Genomic DNA, 20,313 nt, shown 5'->3' with positions numbered 1-20,313 from the left:
ATTACCTCAACTGGTCCGCGGTGTAGTAGCCGCTGTCCACGAGCACCTTCTGGTAGTTGGTCTTGTCCACGATGACCGGCTCCAGCAGGAACGAGGGCACGACCTTCTTGCCGTTGTCGTAGTCCTTCTCGTTGTTGACCTCGGGCTTCTCGCCCTTGAGCACCGAGTCCGCCATCTTCACGGTGACCTCCGCCAGCTGGCGGGTGTCCTTGTGGATGGTGGAGAACTGCTCGCCCGCGATGATCGACTTCACCGAGGCGACCTCGGCGTCCTGGCCGGTGACGATCGGGTACGGGTTGCCCGCGGTGCCGTAGCCGCTGCTCTTCAGCGCGGACAGGATGCCGATGGACAGGCCGTCGTACGGCGACAGGACGCCGTTCACCTGCGCGCCGCCGTAGGTGGACGTGAGCAGGTCCTCCATGCGCTTCTGGGCCGTCGCCGGGTCCCAGCGCAGGATGGCGACCGTCTTGAAGTCGGTCTGGCCGCTCTTGACCACCAGCGTGCCCTTGTCGATGTGCGGCTGGAGCACCGACATCGCGCCGTTGAAGAAGAACGTGGCGTTGTTGTCGTCCGGCGAGCCGGCGAACAGCTCGACGTTCAGCGGGCCCTTCGCGTCACCGGGCGTGCCGTCGGCCTTGAGCACGCCGAGGCCCGTCAGCAGCGAGGTGGCCTGCTGCACGCCGACCTTGAAGTTGTCGAACGTGGCGTAGTAGTCGACGCTGTCGGTGTTGCGCAGCAGCCGGTCGTAGGCGATGACCGGGATGTTGGCGTCCTGCGCCTGCTGCAGCTGCGACGTGATCGCGGTGCCGTCGATCGACGCCACGACGAGCAGCTTCGCGCCCTTCGTGATCTGGTTCTCGATCTGGTTGGCCTGCGTCGGGATGTCGTTCTCGGCGTACTGGAGGTCGACCTTGTAGCCCTTCGCCTCCAACGCCTTCTTGATGTTGTCGCCGTCGTGGATCCAGCGCTCGGACGAGCGGGTCGGCATGGTCACGCCGACCAGCGCGCCCTCGCTCGACCCGGTCTGCTGGTCGACGGTCTTCTCCGCCGAGCCGCACGCGGACAACGTGAGGGCTGCCGCCACGGCGACGGCGGCGAACCGTGGAAACTCCATTGTTTCTTTTCTCCTCGGGGTGGCGGTGTGGCCTTCGGGCGGCGCGGGGCGGCTAGCGCAGGCCCTGCGCGAGCCGGAAGTACGCCTGGTTCCAGCGCAGCCGGTCGCTGAACGACGCGGTGGTCGTGTCGCGGTCGATGACGACGAGCTCGGTGTTCACCATGTTCGCGAAGTCGCTCAGCACCTCGGCGCCCACGGCCTGCGTCATCACGGTGTGGTGCGGGCCGCCCGCGGTCAGCCACGACTCGGCCGACGTGGACAGCGACGGCGCGGGCTTCCACACCGCGCGGGCCACCGGCAGGTTCGGCAGCGGCTCGTCCGGCGGCACGACCTCGACCTCGTTGGCCACCAACCGGAACCGCTCCCCCAGGTCGGCCAGGCCGACGACCACGGCGGGCCCCGCCGCCGCGTCGAACACCAGCCGCACCGGGTCCTCCCGGCCGCCGATGCCCAGCGCGTGGACCTCGCACGACGGGCGGTCGGCCGCGATGGTCGGGCAGACCTCCAGCATGTGCGCGCCCAGGATCTTCGGCTCGCCGGGGCCGAAGTGGTACGTGTAGTCCTCCATGAACGACGTGCCGCGGCCCGTGCCGGCGCCCATCGCCTTCACCGCGGCCAGCAGCGCGGACGTCTTCCAGTCGCCCTCGCCGCCGAAGCCGTAGCCGTCGGCCATGAGCCGCTGCACGGCCAGGCCCGGCAGCTGCCGCAGCCCGCCCAGGTCCTCGAAGTTCGTGGTGAACGCGCCGAAGCCGCCCTCGGTGAGGAACCGGCGCAGGCCGGCCTCGATGCGCGCCGCGTAGCGCAGCGACTCGTGCCGCTCGGCGCCCCGCTGCAGCTCGGGCGCGAGCCGGTAGGCGTCGGCGTAATCGGCGACGAGCAGGTCCACCTCGTCGTCCGGCACCGCGTCCACGACTGCGACCAGGTCGTTGACGCCGTAGGTGTTCACCGAGACGCCGAAGCGCAGCTCGGCTTCCACCTTGTCGCCCTCGGTCACCGCGACGCCGCGCATGTTGTCGCCGAACCGGGCCAGCTTCATCCCGTTCAGGTGGCTGTAGCCGGTGGCGGCGCGCACCCAGCCGTCGATCCGCTCGGCCAGCACCGGGTCGCTCGCGTGGCCCGCGACGGTCTTGCGGTGCACGCCGATCCTGGTCTGGATGAACCCGAACTCGCGGTCGCCGTGGGCGGCCTGGTTGAGGTTCATGAAGTCCATGTCGATCGTCGACCACGGCAGCGCCTCGTTCAGCTGCGTGTGCAGGTGCAGCAGCGGCTTGCGCAGCGCGTCCAGCCCGGTGATCCACATCTTCGCGGGCGAGAACGTGTGCATCCACGCGATCACGCCGATGCACGACGGGTCGGAGTTCGCCGCGAGCATCACGTCGCGGATGGCGGCGGTGTCGGTCAGCACCGGCCGCCACACGATCTCCGCGGCGATCCGCCCCGACTCGGTGAGCATGCGCTGGATCTGCTGCGACTGCCGGGCGACCTGGTCGAGCGTTTCCGGGCCGTAGAGGTGCTGGCTCCCGGTCAGGAACCAGACTTGCGGCTTCCCGGCAGTGGACATGCGGGGCTCCCCTCGTGGGCTCATTGCCCGTAGACGTTCTGGTAGCGCGCGTGGAGGCTGTCGATGTGGTGCTGCTCGATCGGTTTCGGCGTGCCCAGCTGGTGCGCGAAGTGGACGGTGCGGGCCACGTCCTCCAGCATCACCGCGGCCTTCACCGCCGACCGGGCGTCCTTGCCGACCGTGAACGGGCCGTGGTTGCGCATCAGCACGGCGGGCGACCGGCTCTCCCGCAGCGTCTCCACGATGCCCTGGCCGATCGAGTCGTCGCCGATGAGCGCGAACGGCCCCACCGGGATGTCGCCGCCGAACTCGTCGGCGATCATGGTGAGCACGCACGGGATCGGCTCGCCGCGGGCGGCCCACGCCGTGGCGTACGGCGAGTGCGTGTGCACCACGCCGTTCACCTCGGGCATGTGCCGGTACACGTACGCGTGCGCGGCGGTGTCCGAGGACGGCGAGTAGTCGCCCTCCACCAGGTTGCCGTGCAGGTCGGTGACGACCATCGCCTCGGGCGTCAGATGGTCGTAGGACACGCCGGACGGCTTGATGACCATCAGGTCCTGGCCTGGCACGCGGGCGGAGACGTTGCCCGCGGTCCAGATCACCAGCTCGTACCGGGTCAGCTCGCGGTGCAGTTCGGCGACCGTGCGGCGCAGGTCTGAGACGGCGGACACCTACTTCTCCCCCTTCGCGGCGCGACGGCGCGCCTTCAGCCGGTGCATGACCTCGTTGACGCCGCGCCCGAAGTAGTCGTGCAGCTCCTGGTACTCGACGAACATCGACTCGTACGCCTCGACGTTCGCCGGGATCGGCAGGTAGACGCCGCGCTTGACCGAGCCCATGGCGTCTGCGGCGGCGCGGATGTCCTCGTACGCCTTCGCGGCCACGGCGGCGTGCATCGCCGAGCCGAGCGCCGGGCCCTGCTCGGAGCCGATGACCGACAGCGGCAGGTTCGTCACGTCGGCGTAGATCTGCATCAGCAGCGGGTTGCGCAGCAGGCCGCCCGCGATCACCAGCTCGGTCACCGGGATGCCCGCGTCGGTGTAGGAGTCCACGATCACCCGCGTGCCGTAGGCGGTGGCCTCCAGCAACGCCCGGTAGGTGTCCTCGGGGCGGGTCGCGAGCGTCTGCCCGACGACGACGCCCGACAGCTCGTGGTCCACCAGGACCGAGCGGTTGCCGCTGTGCCAGTCGAGCGCGATCAGGCCGTGCTCGCCGATGCGCTGCTCGGCGGCCAGCTCGGTCAGCAGCTCGTGCACGGTGATGCCGCGCTCACGGGCCTTCTCGTGGTACTCCGGCGGCACGTTGTGCTCGACGAACCAGGCGAAGATGTCGCCGACGCCGCTCTGGCCGGACTCGTAGCCCCACAGGCCGGGCACGATCCCGCCGTCCACGACACCGCACATGCCCGGCACGTCGGCCAGGACGTCGGCGTTCATGACGTGGCACGTGGACGTGCCCATGATCGCGACCATCTGGCCGGGCTCGACGGCCCGCGCGGCGGGCGCGGTCACGTGCGCGTCGACGTTGCCGACCGCCACCGCGATGCCGGGCCGCAGGCCGGTCCACTCGGCGGCCTGCTCGGTGAGGCCGCCGGCGCGGTCGCCGAGCCGGCCGAGCGGGTGGTCCAGCTTCTCCGCGACGAAGCCCTTGAAGTCGGGGTTCAGCGCGGCCAGGAAGTCCTCGGACGGGTAGCCGTCCTGGTAGATGCCCTTGTAGCCGGCGGTGCAGGCGTTGCGGACGTACGTGCCCGCGAGCTGCCAGACGATCCAGTCGGCGGCCTCGACCCAGTGGTCCATCGCCGCGTAGACCTCGGGCGCCTCCTCCAGCAGCTGGAGGCCCTTGGCGAACTCCCACTCGGAGGAGATGAGGCCGCCGTAGCGGGGCAGCCAGCTCTCCCGGCGCAGCGAGGCGAGGTGGTTGATCCGGTCGGCCTGCGGCTGGGCCGCGTGGTGCTTCCACAGCTTGACGTACGCGTGCGGGTTGTCCGCGAACTCCGGCAGCTCGTTGAGCGGCGTGCCGTCCGCCTTGACCGGGACCATCGTGCACGCGGTGAAGTCGGTGCCGATGCCGATGACGTCGGCCGGGTCGACCCCCGCGTCGGCGACGGCCGCCGGGACGGCGTGCTTCAGCACGTCCACGTAGTCCTGGGGCACCTGCAGCGCCCAGTCCGGCGGCAACGGCCTGCCGTCGGGCAGCGCCCGGTCCAGCACGCCGTGCCGGTAGTCATGCACCCCGGTGCCCAATTCGAGGCCGTCGCGCACCCGCACCACCACCGCGCGGCCGGACAACGTGCCGAAGTCGACACCCACCACCACTGGATCGCTCGCCATGGTGACGAGTGTTATCGCTAACATTCGCGGCGTCAAGACCCGCCTGCAACGTGGCCTTGAATGGGACGTGAGCGTGCACAAAACGTGAGGCTGGAAGCGCCCGCGCCGGGACCGGGCTCACAGGTCAAGCGTAGGGCCGATCGCGCCCGGCGCGGGCCGCATTCGGGCGCAAAAGCACGCGGGTGGGCGCCGCCGGGGTCCGGCGACGCCCACCCTACGGGTAGGCCGCGATCACTCCGCGGGCGGAGCGACGCTGTCCCGCTTGACCAGCGCCGGCGCGACGGTGCGCTGGGACGCGCCCACCTCGCCGTCGCCGACCTGGGCCAGCAGCAGCTCCAGGGTCTCCTTGGCGACCGCGTGGAAGTCCGGTCGGATGGTCGTCAGCGGCGGGATGAAGTACGCCGCCTCCGGCACGTCGTCGAACCCGACGATGCTGACGTCGTGCGGCACCCGGCGACCGCGCTCGCTCATCGACCGCAGGATGCCGAGCGCCAGGTGGTCGTTCGCCGCGAAGATCGCGGTGACCTCCGGCATGCGGGCCAGCATCTGGCCCGCGCGGTAGCCGGAGGACGCGCTCCAGTCCGCCGGCACGACCGGCGGCACCTCCATCCCGGCCGTCTCCAGCGCCGACCGCCAACCCCTTATGCGGCCCGCGCTGTCGAACCAGTCCGCCGGCCCCGACACGTGCCACACCGTGTGGTGGCCCGCGTCGAGCAGGTGGCGGGTCGCCGCGAACGCGCCCGCCGCCTGGTCGACCGTCACCAACGGGGTGGAGCGCTCCGGGTCGCCGTCCACGGTGACCAGCGGGATGCCCGCGGACACCTCGCCGACGGCCTCGTTGGCCGACGCGGTCGGCGCGATGACCACTATCCCGGCGACCCGCTGGTCGAGGTGGCGCTCGACGGCGTCCGAGATCGAGTTGCGGTCCAGCACGTTGACCCGGCCCACGCTGACCGCGAACCCGGCCTCCGCCGCCGCCTCCTCGAACGCGGCGAGCAGCGACGCGGGGCCGTAGAGGGTCGAGTTCTGCGCCACCACCCCGATCAGCTGCGACCTGCCCGTGACGAGCGCTCGGGCCGCCTTGTTGGGCCGGTAGCCCAACTCGGCGATCGCCGCGCGCACGCGCAGCCGGGTCTGCTCCCGGACGTTCGGGTGCCCGTTCAGCACCCGTGACACCGTCTGGTGCGAGACCCCGGCGAGCCGGGCGACGTCCGTCATCGCGGGATCGCGCGAGGTCTTGTGCTCCACTTCCGCCCCATCTCCACTGTCAACATTGCGCCACACGTGATGTTAGCGATAACAGGGGCTGTTCCCAGCCCTGTCGCCCGCCGTCCCATTGTCCACCAGGGACCGTTCCGGAGAGGTCAGGACGCGTCAGCCCGACCGGAATGTCGCCCTTTCCCGCGACGCGGGACGCGCGGCGACGTCCGGTCAGGGGAACGCGGCGCGGACGCGGTCGAGCTCGGCCTTGGTCACCGGCAGCACGGTGCCGTGCCGCGGTCGGCTGGGCAGGGAGTAGCCGGTGGCGAGCCGCCACTGGCCGGAGGCGAGGTCCGTGGTCTCGAACGGCACGTAGCCGCGTCCGCCGAACTCGTCGATGAACAGGTACCAGCGGTCCTCGGTGTTGGACTTGAACACCGTCGGGCCCTCGCCCTGGTTGATCGAGCCCTTGCCGATGCAGTCGGCGACGAAGTCGTAGGAGGTGTCGCGCAGCTCGGTGGACTTCTCGGCCAGGATGAACTTGCTGCACGGCGTCGTGGACGTGTTGTTCCGCTCGTCCTTGGTGAACCGGTAGTACTCGTCGCCGTGCTTGATGACGGTCGAGTCGATCACCGAGTAGCCGGGGTCGACCCACACCCGAGGCTCGCTGAACGTGCGGAAGTCGCGCGTCGTCGCGTACAGCATCTTGTTGTAGGTGTCGCCGGTGTGGCCGGGGTCGTCCTCGGCGTAGACCTTGGACGCCCAGAAGACGACGTACGCGCCGATCGACTCGTCGTAGTACGCCTCGGGCGCCCACGTGTTGCCCGCCGTCTCCGGCGACACGAGCACGTGGCGCTGCTCCGACCAGGTCACGAGGTCCGTGGACTCCCACACCTCGACGTGCCGGCTGCCCTTGCGCTGGACGAGGTCCCAGTCGCCGTTGCCGTGCATCTTCAGGTCGGTGGCGATGAGGTAGAACTTGTCGCCCTCCGGGGACCGGATGATGAACGGGTCGCGCACGCCCTTGTCGCCCAACGACGAGGTGAGGACGGGTTTGCCCTGGTTCAGCTCGTCCCAGCGCAGGGCGTCGTTGCCGCGGCTGGCCGCGAAGTACACCTGCTCGCCGGTGGCCGTGCCCTCGCCGGTGAAGTAGCCGAACAGGTACCCCTCGTAGTCCTGCCGCGCGGGCTTCGGCGTCACGGTGACGTCGAAGCGGCGCTTGGCCTGCTCCTCGCCGCTGCGGACGGTCGCGGTGAGCGTCAGCCGCTCGGGCTTCGCGCCGTGCTCGGGGCGGGTGACCTCGCCGGTCTCGGTGACGACCTTCTTCCTGGTCGACTTCCACGACACCTCGACCCCGTGCAGGCCCGCGGTGGGCAGGGTGATGTTGCCGCGGATGTCGTCCGCGTCCCACACGGTCAGCGCGGCGGCCGCCTCGGCGACCTTCTCGGCGTCGGTCAGCTCGGGGCGCACGGTCACCTGGAACTCCCTGGCCTGCCCGAACGCGGTCGCGGTGAGCGTGACCGTCGCGGGCGGGCTGCCGGCCGCGGGCCGGGTGACGACGCCCGCGGCGGAGACGACCGACGGGTCCCCGGACTGCCAGGTGATCGTCGAGCCGTACGGCCCGGTGACCGGCAGCGCCAGGTTCGCGGTGACGGCGGACAGGTCGCCGAGGTCGATGGCCGCGAGGTCGCGCCGGCCCTTCTCCTCGTCCGCGACGAAGCCCAGCGCGTGCGCCTCGGCGGCGGTCAGAGCCCGGTTGTACAGGCGGAAGTCGCGGACCGCGCCCTTGAGGTAGCGGTCCCCGCTGTAGACGGATCGTCCCAGGTAATTGGCGGTGGTGGAGCCTCCGCCGATCATCGCCGGGGTGGTCGTGACGCCGGTCCGGCGGGCGACCTCGACGCCGTCCTCGTAGAGCACCGCGGTGCCGCCCGCCAGCGTGTACGTCAGGGTCTTCCAGACGCCGCGGGCGAGGTTGCGCCCGGCGGACACGGTCTGCTCGGTCGACCAGTTGCCGGTGGCGATGGACGTGCGGTAGGCGTTGCCGGTGGTGAAGATGTAGCCGTTGCCCGAGGTCCCGGACGAGTTGCCCAGGCCGTACACGAAGTAGGGAGTCGCCTGGTCTGGCGCGATGCGCACCTGTACCGACACGCTGATGTCGGTCAGACCGCGCAGGACGTGGTCGGGCAGCTTCACGTGCCCGTTGACGCCGCCCAGGTGCAGGCCCTCGGCCCCGGCCGGGGTGGCGTCGCCGACGATGGCGCCGTCACGGCCTCCGCCGGAGGCGTCCACCGCGACGGCTCCGCCCGTCTGGGTGAGCGGGTAGTGCAGGACCAGCCCGTCGGTGGCGGAGGCGGGCGAGGCGGTCAGGACCGCCGCGAACAGCACCGCGCCGAGCACCGCGGCCGCGGGGCGTGGACGATGACGAAGGGAGACCATGAGGATGTCGCTCTCGTCTTGCGCGCGGCGCGCGGCCGCGCGTGAACAGGGCCTGTGAAGGGTCGTCGTGGGCTGAGTCACAAAAAGTGAGCGCTAACATATGGCTAGCTAACAAACGTGTCAAGGATGCGAAGTTGACGTTTCCAAGGGGTTGACTGGCCGATTGTGAGCGTTCACTCTTGTGGCCCAGGTGACCACCGTCACGCGGTTCGCCGCCCCGTCAGTGTCATGGGTTCCCACGGAGGAAGACCAGTGTTGAAGAAGATCACGACCGCCGCCGCCGCGGTCCTGTTGGCCGCGTTGACCGCGTGCGGTTCCGGTGGATCCGGGGACGCCGGGTCGTCGGGCACCGCCGCCAACGACGACGGCAAGATCACGATGGGCTTCGCGCAGGTGGGCGCCGAGAGTGGTTGGCGCACGGCGAACACGAAGTCGATCCAGGAGGAGGCGGCGGCGGCGGGGATCGAGCTGAAGTTCTCCGACGCGCAGCAGAAGCAGGAGAACCAGATCAAGGCGATCCGGTCCTACATCCAGCAGAAGGTGGACGTGATCGCGTTCAGCCCGGTGGTGGAGACGGGTTGGGACACGGTGCTGCTGGAGGCCAAGCGCGCGAACATCCCGGTGATCCTGACCGACCGGGCGATCGATTCGGACGACAGCACGCTGTACAAGACGTTCCTCGGCTCCGACTTCGTCGAGGAGGGCAAGAAGGCCGGTGAGTGGCTGAAGGCCAACGCGGCGGGTGCGAAGAACGTCGTGGAGCTGCAGGGCACGACGGGTGCGGCGCCGGCGATCGACCGCAAGAAGGGCTTCGAGGACGCGATCGCGGGTTCGGACCTGAAGATCGTGGCGACGCAGACCGGTGACTTCACGCGGTCGGGTGGCAAGCAGGTCATGGAGGCGTTCCTGAAGTCGGTGCCGCAGATCGACGTGGTCTACGCGCACAACGACGACATGGGCTTGGGCGCGATCGAGGCGATCAAGGCGGCGGGCAAGGTGCCGGGCAAGGACATCAAGATCATCACGGTGGACGCGGTGAAGGACGGCATGACCGCGCTGGCCGCCGGTGAGATCAACTTCATCGTGGAGTGCAACCCGCTGCTGGGCAAGCAGCTGATGGAGCTGGCGAAGAAGGTCGTGGCGGGCGAGGAGGTGCCGCCGCGGGTCGTGACCGAGGAGGGCACGTTCACCACCGAGCAGGCCAAGACCGAGCTCCCCAACCGCAAGTACTGATACCGAGCCGCGGTCCCCGCCACCCTCCGGGTGTGGTGGCGGGGACCGCACCCAGTCGTGTGAGGGGAGTTGTCCGGTGACCGAGCCGGTCGTGGACATGCGGGGCATCTCAGTGGAGTTCCCCGGGGTGAAGGCCCTGCAAGGGGTGGATTTCCGGCTGTTCCCCGGTGAAGTCCACGCGTTGATGGGTGAGAACGGAGCGGGCAAGTCGACGCTCATCAAGGCGCTGACCGGGGTGCACCCGCTCGCGGCCGGGGAGATCCGCTACGCGGGCGAGCCCGTGTCGTTCGGCGGGCCCGCGCAGGCGCAGGCCGCCGGGATCAGCACGGTGTACCAAGAGGTCAACCTGTGCGCGAACCTGACCGTGGCGGAGAACATCCTGCTCGGTCGCGAGCCGCGGAAGCTCGGCCGCATCGACGGCAAGCGGATGCGCGCGCGGGCCGCGGAGCTGTTGGCCCGGATCGGGTTGCACATCGACCCGGGTTCGGTGCTGGAGAGCCACCCGATCGCCGTGCAGCAGCTCGTCGCGATCGCGCGCGCCGTGGCCGTGGACGCGCGGGTGCTCGTCCTGGACGAGCCGACGTCCAGCCTGGACGCCGACGAGGTCGCGGAGCTGTTCCGGATCATCCGGGTGCTGCGCGACGAGGGCGTGGCGGTGCTGTTCGTGACCCACTTCCTGGAGCAGGTCTACGAGATCTCCGACCGGATCACGGTGCTGCGCAACGGCCGGCTGGTCGGCGAGCACCCGACGGCCGCGCTGAGCCGGATCGACCTGGTGTCGGCGATGCTCGGGCGTGAGATGGGCCTGCTGGAGGAGATCGAGCGCCGCTCGGGCAAGCCCGGCCAGGCTTTCCTGGTCGCGGAGGGCTTGGGGCGCAAGGGGTCGGTCGCGCCGTTCGACCTGGAGATCCGGTCCGGTGAGGTGGTCGGGCTGGCCGGGTTGCTCGGCTCGGGCCGCACGGAGGTGGCGCGGCTGCTGTTCGGCGCGGACAAGGCCGACTCCGGCCGGGTCCTCGTGGACGGCAAGCCGGTGCGGCTGACCGGGCCGCGGGCGGCGATCGAGGCCGGTGTCGCGTTCTCCTCGGAGGACCGCAAGGCCGAGGGCATCGTGGCCGACCTGAGCGTGCGGGACAACCTGATCCTGGCGATGCAGGCCGCGCGCGGCTGGGCGCGGCCGGTGCCGCGCAAGCTCGCCGACGAGCTGGTGGCCAAGTACATCGACCTGCTGGACATCCGGCCCGCCGACCCCGACCGCGCGGTCGGGAACCTGTCGGGCGGCAACCAGCAGAAGGTGCTGCTGGCGCGGTGGCTGGTGACCCAGCCGAAGTTGTTGATCCTGGACGAGCCGACGCGCGGCATCGACGTCGGCGCGAAGGCGCAGATCCAGAAGGTCGTCGCCGACCTGGCCGCGGAGGGCATGGCCGTGCTGTTCATCTCCGCCGAACTGGAGGAGGTGGTGCGCGTGTCCGACCGGGTGGTGGTGATGCGCGACCGGCAGAAGGTCGCCGAGCTGGACGGCGCGGCGGGCGTGGACGACGTCATGGCGCTCATCGCCGGCGGCGGCGACCACGGCGTGGACACGGGTGTGAAGGCGGTGGCGTCGTGAAGAACCGACTGCTCTGGCCGGTGCTGGCGCTGGTCGCCCTGCTGATCCTGAACGTGGTGGTGACACCGTCGTTCTTCTCGATCAGGCTCCAGGACGGGCACCTGTTCGGCAGCCTCATCGACATCCTGCGCAACGGCGCGCCGACGCTGCTGATCGCGTTGGGCATGACGCTGGTGATCGCGACCCGCGGCATCGACCTGTCGGTCGGCGCGGTGGCGGCGATCGCGGGCGCGGTGACGTGCACCTACATCGCCTCCGGCGGCAACGCGTGGGTCGGGATGGGCCTGGCGCTGGCGCTGTGCGCGGTGCTCGGGCTGTGGAACGGGTTCCTGGTGTCGGTGCTGGGCATCCAGCCCATCATCGCCACGCTCGTGCTGATGACCGCCGGGCGCGGGGTCGCGATGCTGATCACCGAGGGCCAGATCATCACCGTGAACGACGACACCTACCGACAGGTCGGCGCGGGGTTCCTGGTGCTGCCGATCGCGATCCTGATCAGCCTCGCGGTGCTCGGGCTGGTGGCGCTGGTGACCCGGCGGACCGCGCTGGGCCTGCTGATCGAGTCGGTGGGCGTGAACCCGGCGGCGTCGCGGCTGGCGGGCGTGCGGGCGCGGACGATCATCTGGACGGTGTACGTGTTCGCCGCGCTGTGCGCGGCCGTCGCCGGGTTGATGATCAGCTCCAACGTCAGCGCGGCCGACGCCAACAACGCCGGCCTGTGGATCGAGATGGACGCGATCCTGGCCGTCGTCATCGGCGGCACGTCGCTGGCCGGCGGCCGGTACTCGCTGACCGGCACGCTGCTCGGCGCGTTGATCATCCAGACGTTGACCACGACGGTCTACACGATCGGCATCGCGCCGGAGATCACGCTGGTGTTCAAGGCGATCGTGGTGATCGCGGTGTGCCTGATGCAGGCGCCGGTTCGGATTCGGGTGAGGCAAGGGGTGACGGCGTGAAGCACACCATCGGCGGAGCCGAGGACCAGACCGCGGTGCTGACCGCCCCGGCCCCGAAGCCCTCCGGCACGCGCCGCGGACCGGGCGGGATGGCCGTGCGGGTGCCGTCGCGGTTCCTCCCGGTGATCGCGACCTTCGTGGTGTTCGTGGCGACGTTCGGCGTGGGCTCGGCGCGGTACGAGGGGTTCGCCTCCGGACAGGTGATGGCGAACCTGTTCATCGACAACGCGTTCCTGATCGTCCTCGCGGTCGGGATGACCTTCGTGATCCTCACCGGCGGCATCGACCTCTCGGTCGGGTCGGTGGTCGCGCTGTCGACCATGATCGCGGCGGCGATGCTCCGGGCCGGGTGGTCCGCGTGGCTGACGGTGCTCGTGGTGCTCGCGGTCGGCTCCGGGCTCGGCCTGGCGATGGGGTGGATCATCCACCGGTTCGGCGTGCAGCCGTTCATCGTGACCCTGGCGGGCATGTTCCTCGCCCGCGGCCTGTGCTTCGTGATCAGCGTGGAGTCGGTGTCCATCAAGGACCAGACGTTCCGCGACCTGGCCACGGGCTCGGTGGAGCTGCCCGGCGGGGTGACCATCACCTACGGCGTGGTGATCGCGCTGGTGACCGTGCTGGCCGCGGTGTACGTGCTGCACCTGACCCGGTTCGGGCGCACGGTGTACGCGGTGGGCGGCAGCGAGTCGTCGGCGCGGCTGATGGGCCTGTCCACGGCGCGCGTGAAGATCGGCGTGTACGTGATCAGCGGGTTCTGCTCGGCGCTGGCCGGGTTGCTGTTCAGCCTGTACATGCTGTCCGGCTACAGCCTGCACGCCGTGGGCATGGAGCTGGACGCGATCGCCGCGGTGGTCGTGGGCGGCAGCCTCCTGTCCGGCGGCGTCGGGTTCGTGATCGGCTCGGTGGTCGGCGTGCTCGTGCTGGGCACCATCCAGACGCTGATCTCGTTCGAGGGCACGCTGTCGTCGTGGTGGACGAAGATAGTCATCGGCGGGCTGCTGCTGGCGTTCATCGCGTTGCAGCGGGTCATCGTCCGGAAGACGTGATCAGGGCGGGCTCTCCCAGCCCGCCAGGAGGTCGGCCGCTTCCCGGGTGCGCGGGTGGTTCGCGCCCTGCACCCGGGACATCTCGGCCAGCACCTCGTTCAGCTCGGCGACGGCCTCTTCGCGCCGGCCCGCGCGGTGCAGCAGGTCGGCGCGCTGCTGCCTGATCCGGAGCACGCGCGGGTGGTCGGGGCCGAACACGGCCTCGACCACCCGGCGCAGGGCGGCCAGGTCCCCCACCGCCTCCGGGTCGCCCGCCACCCCGCGCCAGAACGCCGTGTTGGAGCGGTAGGTCAGCGTGGTCGGGTGGCCCGCGCCGAGGGCCGTCTCCGCCTCCGCCGTGCCGGCCTCGAACTCGGCGATCGCCTGGTCGAGGTCGCCCGCCACGGCACGCCAGTAGGCCAGGTTGTGCCGGGCGATGAACGTGTCGTGGTGCCCGTGCCCGGCCACCGCCGCCAGCCCTTCCGCCGCTTCCCGGAAGACAGCCACGGCGCCGCGCACGTCGCCGGTCTCGCCGACCCACCGGCCGACGTTGAGCATCACCCGCAACGTCCGCGCGTGCCGCGGCCCCAGTTCCTCGCGCAGCACGGTGACCAGCGCAATCGCCGCGTCGCGCGCGCCGGCGAAGTCGCCGGCCAGCCCCAGGCACAACGTGCGGTCGTCCTCGGCGTCCACGCGCAGCGGGTGCGCGGCGGGCAGGCCGCAGTTCGCGACGAGCGACGTCAGCTCGGCGAGCGCGGTCTCGATCAGCCCCGACTCCATCCGGAACCTGACCTGGTACATCCGCGCCCACAGCGTGTCGACGTCGGTCGGACCGAGGTCGCGCTCGGCGGCGGCGCGGATCTCCCCCAGGCGCGCCAGCGCGGTGGCCGTGTCGCCGAGGTCGCCGACCGCCCTGGCGGCCTCCGTGCGCAGGTGCAGCACGTCCCGCGGCTCGACGGCACGGGCCAGCAGCTCCTCCGCGACGTCGCGGGACGCGGCGGCCCGGCCGATGCCCGCCAGGTGCCGCGACACCCGGCGCAGCACGGGGTGCATGCCGCCGTCCCACAGGTGCTCCCCCGCGACCGACCGCAGCACCTCGACGTTGCGGTGCAGCGCCGCCCCGGTGTCGGGGTCGGCGGTCGCCCACTCGCGCTCGATCGCGTCGGCCGCCGCCACGGCGACCGCGGCCAGGTCGGGCACCAGGTCGCGGGCCGCGCGCTGGACGAGCGCGTGCGCCTCGACCCGGCCGTGGTGGGTGACGAGGTTGAGCCGGTGCAGGGCCCGCAGCGCGGGCAGGTTGCGCCCGCCGTCGAGCAGCACGGCCTCCGGGATGCCGTCGGGCGCGAGCACCGACACCAGCCCGAGCACGTCGACCGCGTTGGGGGCCAACGACTCCGCGCGTTCCAGCGCGAGCCGCACCGCGCCCGCCACCGTGCCGCCGTGCTCGTCGGCGGGCGAGGACGGCGGGAACAGGTCCGCCACCCGCTGCCGGCGGTCGGCGAGGAGGGCGAGGTAGCCGGGCACGTCGACGCCGGAGTCGATGAGGAACGCGGCGGCCTGGGACAGCGCCAGCGGGAAGCGGCCCAGGGCGTCGGCGAGGGCGGCCAGCTCGGCCGGCTCGTGCCGGGGGTCGACCGACAGCCGGGCCGACAGGTACGCGGTCGCCTCGTCCCGGTCGAACATGCCGACGGGGATCACGCGGGCGTCCGGGCGCAGGAGGGACGCGTCGCGGCGGCGCGTGGTGATCAGGCAGCGGCCGGCGTCACCGGCGGGCCACAGCCCGGCCAGCTCCGCCGGGTCGTCCACGTCGTCCAGCACGACGAGCCACGACGTGGTGGTGGACCGCAGCCAGGCCAGGAACAGGTCGGCCTGGGCCTCGTCGTCACCGCCCGCGTCGGCCTTCACCTGCACGCGCCACGCGCGGGCGTACCCGGTGAGCACCGATTGCCTGGTCCCCGCGCCGACCCAGACCAGCACGTCGGCGGACGCCCGGTGGAACGCGGCCGCGGCGAGCTGGGACTTGCCCACCCCGCCCGGTCCGGTGAGCAGCACCTGGCGGACGTCGTCGTCGCGCAGGGCCGCGTCGATCGCGTCGGACGGCCCGGTCCGGTCCCGCAGGGCGGCGGCGTCGCTGGGCGGCCGGCCGACGACCACGCGCCCGGACTTCGGGGTGGCACGGCGTTCCTGGTGCGCGGCCCGCCACAGCGCGCGCAGCGCGTCCACCCGCGTCACGCCGCCGGTGGCGAGGCCGACGGCCAGCACGGCGTCGAAGTCGCGGGGCACGGACTGGCCGCCGATCCACTCGCCCAGCCGCCGGGCGTTCACCGCGACCCGTCGCCCGGACGGCAGCAGGACCGCGCTCGCGCGCCGGGCGACGGCCTCGTCCGACACGTCGGGCACGCGTTCCCGCAGCCTCGTCAACGCCTGCGCGAACGCCGCTTTCGGGTCGCTCACCCGCCACCTCCCCGGAAGATCGAAGTCTAGTTCCCCGCACCGGCCCGGAGCGGGGACCGGAGAACGTTCTCCCACCAGGCGAAACGTCCGCGGCCGGTATCGGGGCGACGCTCGCGCGGCCTAGCTTTCGGCCAGGCTGAGCGGAAGGGGTCGACGTGGTGCGACAGGACGGGAACGGCGCGGCGGCGTGGAGGGCGCTGCTGCTCCTCGGGGTGCTGCTGAACGGCATCGGGCTGGTGGCGGGGATACCGCTGCTCCCGCTGGTCGGCCTGCCGGTCGCGCTCGTCGGCTTGATCGGCACGCTCGCCGCCAAGCGCAAGGCGTCCTAGTCACCGAGCCGGTCACCGACGCCTTGCCGCGAAGGCCGCCCCCACGCCAGGGGCGGCCTTCGTCGTGTCCGACCGTTGACTTCCCCAGGGCGCTCTGCAACCCTTCGAGCCAGTCTTGCAAGAACTCGACAGCTCACCGGAATTTTCTGACAATCCCTGGGAACTGCCCTAACGAGAAGGGCCAGCACGCCGATGTCACCGACGACACGTGCTCGTTCACGCCTGACCGCCTCCCTGCTCGCACTGTCCCTCGCCGCGTTCACCCTGGTCTCCCCTACCGCCCAGGGCGCCCCCGCGGCCACCACCGACCTCCTCGACCTCGGCCGGCCCACGCGCATCGACCAGGTCCGCCTGGCGATGCCCGAGGACGGCGACCGGCAGGACCCGACGTTCGCCGTGCAGACCAGCGTGGACGGCAAGGGCTTCGCCACCCTCGTCCCGGCCGACCGGCGGACGTTCGACCCCGCCGAGGGCAACGACCTGACGTTCGACTTCGACCCGACGCTCGTCCGCTACGTGCGCGTCGCCGGCACGCGGGTCGCCGACATCGACGTCCGCCAGGCCGTCGCCGCCGCGGCCGCGCTCTCCGCGACCTACACCGCGAGCAGCCACAACGACGTCTACCAGGCGCCCAACGCCGGCGACGGAAACCAGGCCACGTACTGGGAGAGCGCGAACAACGCGTTCCCGCAGTGGTTGCGGGCCGACCTCGGCGCGTCGGTGAAGGTCGACCGGGTCGTGCTGAAGCTGCCGACGTCGGGCTGGGGCGCGCGCACCCAGACGCTCGCCGTGCAGCACAGCGCGGACGGCCAGGTGTTCGGCGACCTGGTCCCGTCCACCCGGCACACGTTCGACCCGGCCACCAACAACACCGTGACGATCCAGTTCACCGCCACCACGACCCGGTACCTGCGGCTGCTGATCACCGGCAACACCGGCTGGCCCGCCGGGCAGATCGCCGAGTTCGAGGTGCACGGCCCGACCGGCGGCGACACGCAGCCGCCCTCCGCGCCGACCAACCTCGCCTACACGTCGCCGCAGGCCGGCCAGATCAGGCTGACGTGGTCGGCGTCGACCGACAACACCGGCGTCACCGGGTACGACGTCTACGCCAACGGCGTGCTGCGCACGAGCGTCGCGGGCACCGTGCTGACGTACACCGACACCCAGCCCGACGGGCTCGCGGTGACGTACCACGTGATCGCGAAGGACGCGGCGGGCAACCGGTCGGCCGCGAGCAACTCCGTCACCCGGCCCGGCTCGCCCGCCCCCGGCACGAACCTCGCCAAGGGCAGGCCGATCACCGCGTCCTCGCACACGTTCACGTTCGTCGCCACGAACGCCAACGACGACAACGTCACGACGTACTGGGAGGGCGCGACCTACCCGAACACGCTCACCACGCAGCTCGGGTCGAACTCCGACCTCAGCTCGGTCGTGCTGCGGCTCGACCCGGCGGCGGCGTGGAGCACGCGCACGCAGAACATCGAGGTGCTGGGCCGGGAGCAGAGCGCCACGGCGTTCACCACCCTGGTGGCGGCGCGGGACTACGTGTTCAACCCGGCGTCCGGCAACGCGGTGACGATCCCGCTGACCGCGCGCGTCGCGGACGTCCGGCTGCGCATCACCGCGAACACCGGCGCTCCCGGCGGCCAGGTCGCCGAGTTCCAGGTGTTCGGCGTGGCCGCGCCGAACCCGGACCTGACCGTCACCACGACGTCGTTCACGCCGGCGAGCCCGGTGGAGACCGACCCGCTCACGCTGTCCGCCACCGTGCGCAACGCTGGCACGGCGGCGTCCGGCGCGACCGACGTGACCTTCTTCCTCGGCGACACCTCCGTGGGCGCCGCCCAGGTCGGCGCGCTCGCGGCGGGCGCGTCGGCGACCGTCACGGCGAACGTCGGCCCGCGCGGTTCGGGCTCCTACCAGTACACCGCCAAGGTGGACGAGGCGAAGAAGGTCGTCGAGCAGGACGAGGCGAACAACGCCCGTTTGCACCCGAGCGCCCTGGTCGTCACGCCGGTGCCGAGCTCGGACCTGGTCGGCACGACGAGCTGGACGCCGGGCAACCCGGCCAACGGCCAGAACGTCACCTTCGCCGTCGTGCTCCGCAACGAGGGCTCGATCGCCTCGGCGAGCGGCGCGCACGGCGTCACGGTCACCGTCCTCGACGCCACCACGGGCGCCACCGTGCGGACGCTGACCGGCAGCCACACCGGCACGATCCAGCCCGGCCAGTCCGCGCCGCAGATCACCCTCGGGCCGTGGCCGGCGGCCAACGGCAAGTACACCGTGCGGACCCAGATCGCGGTCGACGCCAACGAGATCGCGGCGCGCCAGGCGAACAACGTCACCACCTCGCCCCTGTTCGTCGGCCGCGGCGCGAACGTGCCGTGGCAGCACGTCGAGGCGGAGGACGGCGTCACGGCGGGCGGCGCGGCGAAGATCGGCCCCAACCGGACCATCGGCGACCTCGCCGGCGAGGCGTCCGGCCGGCGCGCGGTCACGTTGAACAGCACGGGTTCGTCGGTCGAGTTCACCACGAACGGGCCGACCAACACGCTGGTCACCCGCTTCTCCATCCCGGACGCGCCGGGCGGTGGCGGCATCAACGCCACGCTGAACGTGTACGTCAACGGGACGTTCCACAAGGCGATCGACCTGACGTCGCGGCACATCTGGCTCTACGGCAACGAGGCGAACCCCGGCAACTCGCCGGGCGCCGGCGGTCCGCGGCACATCTACGACGAAGCCAACGTCATGCTCAACGGCACGTTCCCGGCGGGCACGAGGATCAAGCTCCAGAAGGACGCCGCGAACACCACCAACTACGCCATCGACTTCGTGAACTTCGAGAACGCGGTGGCGCGGGGCAACCCCGACCCGGCCCGGTACCTGACGCCGACCGGGTTCGGCCACCAGGACGTGCAGAACGCGCTGGACCGGTTCCGCATGGACACCAGCGGCAACCTCCTCGGCGTGTACCTGCCGGCGGGCACGTACACGACCACGCAGAAGTTCCAGGTGTACGGCAAGCCGATCCGGGTGGTCGGCGCGGGACCGTGGTTCACGAAGTTCGTCGTGCCGACGACGCAGGAGAACACCGACGCGGGCTTCCGGGCCGAGCAGTCGGTGAACGGGTCGACGTTCAGCGGGTTCGCGTTCTTCGGCAACTACGTCTCGCGCATCGACGGCCCCGGCAAGGTGTTCGACTTCGCCAACGTCTCGAACATCACGATCGAGGACATCTGGGCCGAGCACGTGGTGTGCCTGTACTGGGGCGCGAACACCGACTTCATGACGATCAAGGACTCCCGCATCCGCAACACGTTCGCCGACGGCGTCAACATGACCAACGGCAGCACGGACAACCGGGTGGCCAACATCGAGGCGCGCTCGACCGGTGACGACAGCTTCGCGCTGTTCTCGGCGATCGACGCGGGCGGCGCGGACGAGAAGAACAACGTGTACGAGAACCTGTCCTCGCTGACGACGTGGCGCGCGGCCGGGCTCGCCGTGTACGGCGGCTTCCTCAACACGTTCCGCAACATCTACATCGCCGACACGCTGACGTACTCGGGCGTCACGATCAGCTCGCTGGACTTCGGCTACCCCATGAACGGCTTCGGGCCGGAGCCCACCACGTTCACCGGGCTGACGCTGGTGCGGACGGGCGGTCACTTCTGGAACGGGCAGACGTTCCCCGGCATCTGGATGTTCTCGGCCTCCAAGCCGTTCCGCGGCATCCGGGTCGCCGACGTGGACATCGTCGACCCGACGTACGCCGGGATCATGTTCCAGACGAAGTACACCGGGTCCACACCGGAGAACCCGATCCAGGACACCGTCCTGACGAACGTCTCGATCTCCGGGGCCAGGCTGAGCGGCGACCAGTACCAGCACAAGTCCGGCATCGGCGTGTGGGCGAACGAGATGCCGGAGGTCGGGCAGGGACCGGCGGTCGGCGCGGTCACCTTCAACAACCTCAGGTTGAGCGACAACGTCGAGAACATCCGCAACCGGACCAGCACGTTCACCATCACCGTCAGCCCCTGACGCACGA

General features: G+C 71.1%; 13 protein-coding genes. 6 read left to right on the top strand and 7 right to left on the bottom strand.

Annotated elements, in window-relative coordinates; genetic code table 11:
• Nucleotide 1: 1 nt before the first annotated feature.
• The 6 genes from chvE to ACRAKH_RS12045 all read right to left on the bottom strand — a co-directional run bounded on the left by chvE (nt 2) and on the right by ACRAKH_RS12045 (nt 8,644).
• Nucleotides 2-1,114, bottom strand: a complete 1,113-nt coding sequence (chvE, locus tag ACRAKH_RS12070; protein ID WP_380726268.1) for a multiple monosaccharide ABC transporter substrate-binding protein — start codon at nt 1,112-1,114, stop codon at nt 2-4.
• Nucleotides 1,115-1,166: 52 nt separating this feature from the next.
• Complete coding sequence (gene araA, locus ACRAKH_RS12065) at nt 1,167-2,675, bottom strand: L-arabinose isomerase (protein WP_380726270.1); 1,509 nt, start codon at nt 2,673-2,675, stop codon at nt 1,167-1,169.
• A gap of 20 nt (nt 2,676-2,695) precedes the next feature.
• Nucleotides 2,696-3,349, bottom strand: coding sequence for an L-ribulose-5-phosphate 4-epimerase (locus ACRAKH_RS12060; protein WP_380726272.1), 654 nt, complete (start codon nt 3,347-3,349; stop codon nt 2,696-2,698).
• The gene (gene araB / locus ACRAKH_RS12055) at nt 3,350-5,008 is read right to left on the bottom strand and encodes a ribulokinase (RefSeq protein ID WP_380726274.1); all 1,659 of its coding nucleotides are present in this window, start codon (nt 5,006-5,008) and stop codon (nt 3,350-3,352) included.
• Nucleotides 5,009-5,239: 231 nt separating this feature from the next.
• Complete coding sequence (locus ACRAKH_RS12050) at nt 5,240-6,226, bottom strand: LacI family DNA-binding transcriptional regulator (RefSeq protein ID WP_380726278.1); 987 nt, start codon at nt 6,224-6,226, stop codon at nt 5,240-5,242.
• A 213-nt stretch (nt 6,227-6,439) separates the two neighbouring features.
• A complete protein-coding gene (locus ACRAKH_RS12045; RefSeq protein WP_380726276.1) occupies nt 6,440-8,644 on the bottom strand; it encodes an immunoglobulin-like domain-containing protein in 2,205 nt (734 codons plus the stop codon).
• A 228-nt stretch (nt 8,645-8,872) separates the two neighbouring features.
• Between ACRAKH_RS12045 and ACRAKH_RS12040 the strand changes: the two genes are divergently transcribed.
• The 4 genes from ACRAKH_RS12040 (at nt 8,873) to yjfF (ending at nt 13,488) form a co-directional block, all read left to right on the top strand.
• Nucleotides 8,873-9,877, top strand: a complete 1,005-nt coding sequence (locus ACRAKH_RS12040; RefSeq protein ID WP_447009816.1) for an ABC transporter substrate-binding protein — start codon at nt 8,873-8,875, stop codon at nt 9,875-9,877.
• A gap of 97 nt (nt 9,878-9,974) precedes the next feature.
• Nucleotides 9,975-11,483, top strand: coding sequence for a sugar ABC transporter ATP-binding protein (locus ACRAKH_RS12035; protein WP_447009964.1), 1,509 nt, complete (start codon nt 9,975-9,977; stop codon nt 11,481-11,483).
• Nucleotides 11,480-12,442: an ABC transporter permease gene (locus tag ACRAKH_RS12030; protein WP_447009815.1), complete on the top strand. Its 963-nt coding sequence runs from the start codon at nt 11,480-11,482 to the stop codon at nt 12,440-12,442. The genes ACRAKH_RS12035 and ACRAKH_RS12030 overlap by 4 nt, the downstream gene beginning before the upstream one ends.
• Nucleotides 12,443-12,531: 89 nt before the next feature.
• Nucleotides 12,532-13,488, top strand: coding sequence for a galactofuranose ABC transporter, permease protein YjfF (gene yjfF, locus ACRAKH_RS12025; protein ID WP_447009963.1), 957 nt, complete (start codon nt 12,532-12,534; stop codon nt 13,486-13,488).
• Here yjfF and ACRAKH_RS12020 read toward each other — a convergent pair whose 3' ends face one another.
• On the bottom strand, nt 13,489-15,921 hold the full coding sequence (locus ACRAKH_RS12020) for an NB-ARC domain-containing protein (RefSeq protein ID WP_447009814.1): 2,433 nt from the start codon (nt 15,919-15,921) through the stop codon (nt 13,489-13,491).
• Between the two features lie 155 nt (nt 15,922-16,076).
• Between ACRAKH_RS12020 and ACRAKH_RS12015 the strand changes: the two genes are divergently transcribed.
• Together ACRAKH_RS12015 and ACRAKH_RS12010 are read left to right on the top strand one after the other, a co-directional pair.
• Complete coding sequence (locus ACRAKH_RS12015; protein WP_380729331.1) at nt 16,077-16,250, top strand: hypothetical protein; 174 nt, start codon at nt 16,077-16,079, stop codon at nt 16,248-16,250.
• Between the two features lie 192 nt (nt 16,251-16,442).
• Nucleotides 16,443-20,306: a discoidin domain-containing protein gene (locus ACRAKH_RS12010; protein WP_380729329.1), complete on the top strand. Its 3,864-nt coding sequence runs from the start codon at nt 16,443-16,445 to the stop codon at nt 20,304-20,306.
• Nucleotides 20,307-20,313: the final 7 nt, after the last annotated feature.

It is taken from the genome of Saccharothrix hoggarensis, from assembly GCF_052936025.1.
This window is presented reverse-complemented; position numbering and strand designations above follow the sequence as displayed.

What these genes read in the sequence shown, in the direction of transcription:
- ACRAKH_RS12045 (WP_380726276.1), bottom strand. Translation starts at nt 8,644, where the DNA reads ATGGTCTCCCTTCGTCATCGTCCACGCCCCGCGGCCGCGGTGCTCGGC.
- ACRAKH_RS12010 (WP_380729329.1), top strand. Translation starts at nt 16,443, where the DNA reads ATGTCACCGACGACACGTGCTCGTTCACGCCTGACCGCCTCCCTGCTC.
- araA (WP_380726270.1), bottom strand. Translation starts at nt 2,675, where the DNA reads ATGTCCACTGCCGGGAAGCCGCAAGTCTGGTTCCTGACCGGGAGCCAG.
- chvE (WP_380726268.1), bottom strand. Translation starts at nt 1,114, where the DNA reads ATGGAGTTTCCACGGTTCGCCGCCGTCGCCGTGGCGGCAGCCCTCACG.
- ACRAKH_RS12040 (WP_447009816.1), top strand. Translation starts at nt 8,873, where the DNA reads ATGGGTTCCCACGGAGGAAGACCAGTGTTGAAGAAGATCACGACCGCC.
- ACRAKH_RS12050 (WP_380726278.1), bottom strand. Translation starts at nt 6,226, where the DNA reads ATGACGGACGTCGCCCGGCTCGCCGGGGTCTCGCACCAGACGGTGTCA.
- yjfF (WP_447009963.1), top strand. Translation starts at nt 12,532, where the DNA reads ATGGCCGTGCGGGTGCCGTCGCGGTTCCTCCCGGTGATCGCGACCTTC.
- araB (WP_380726274.1), bottom strand. Translation starts at nt 5,008, where the DNA reads ATGGCGAGCGATCCAGTGGTGGTGGGTGTCGACTTCGGCACGTTGTCC.
- ACRAKH_RS12035 (WP_447009964.1), top strand. Translation starts at nt 9,975, where the DNA reads ATGCGGGGCATCTCAGTGGAGTTCCCCGGGGTGAAGGCCCTGCAAGGG.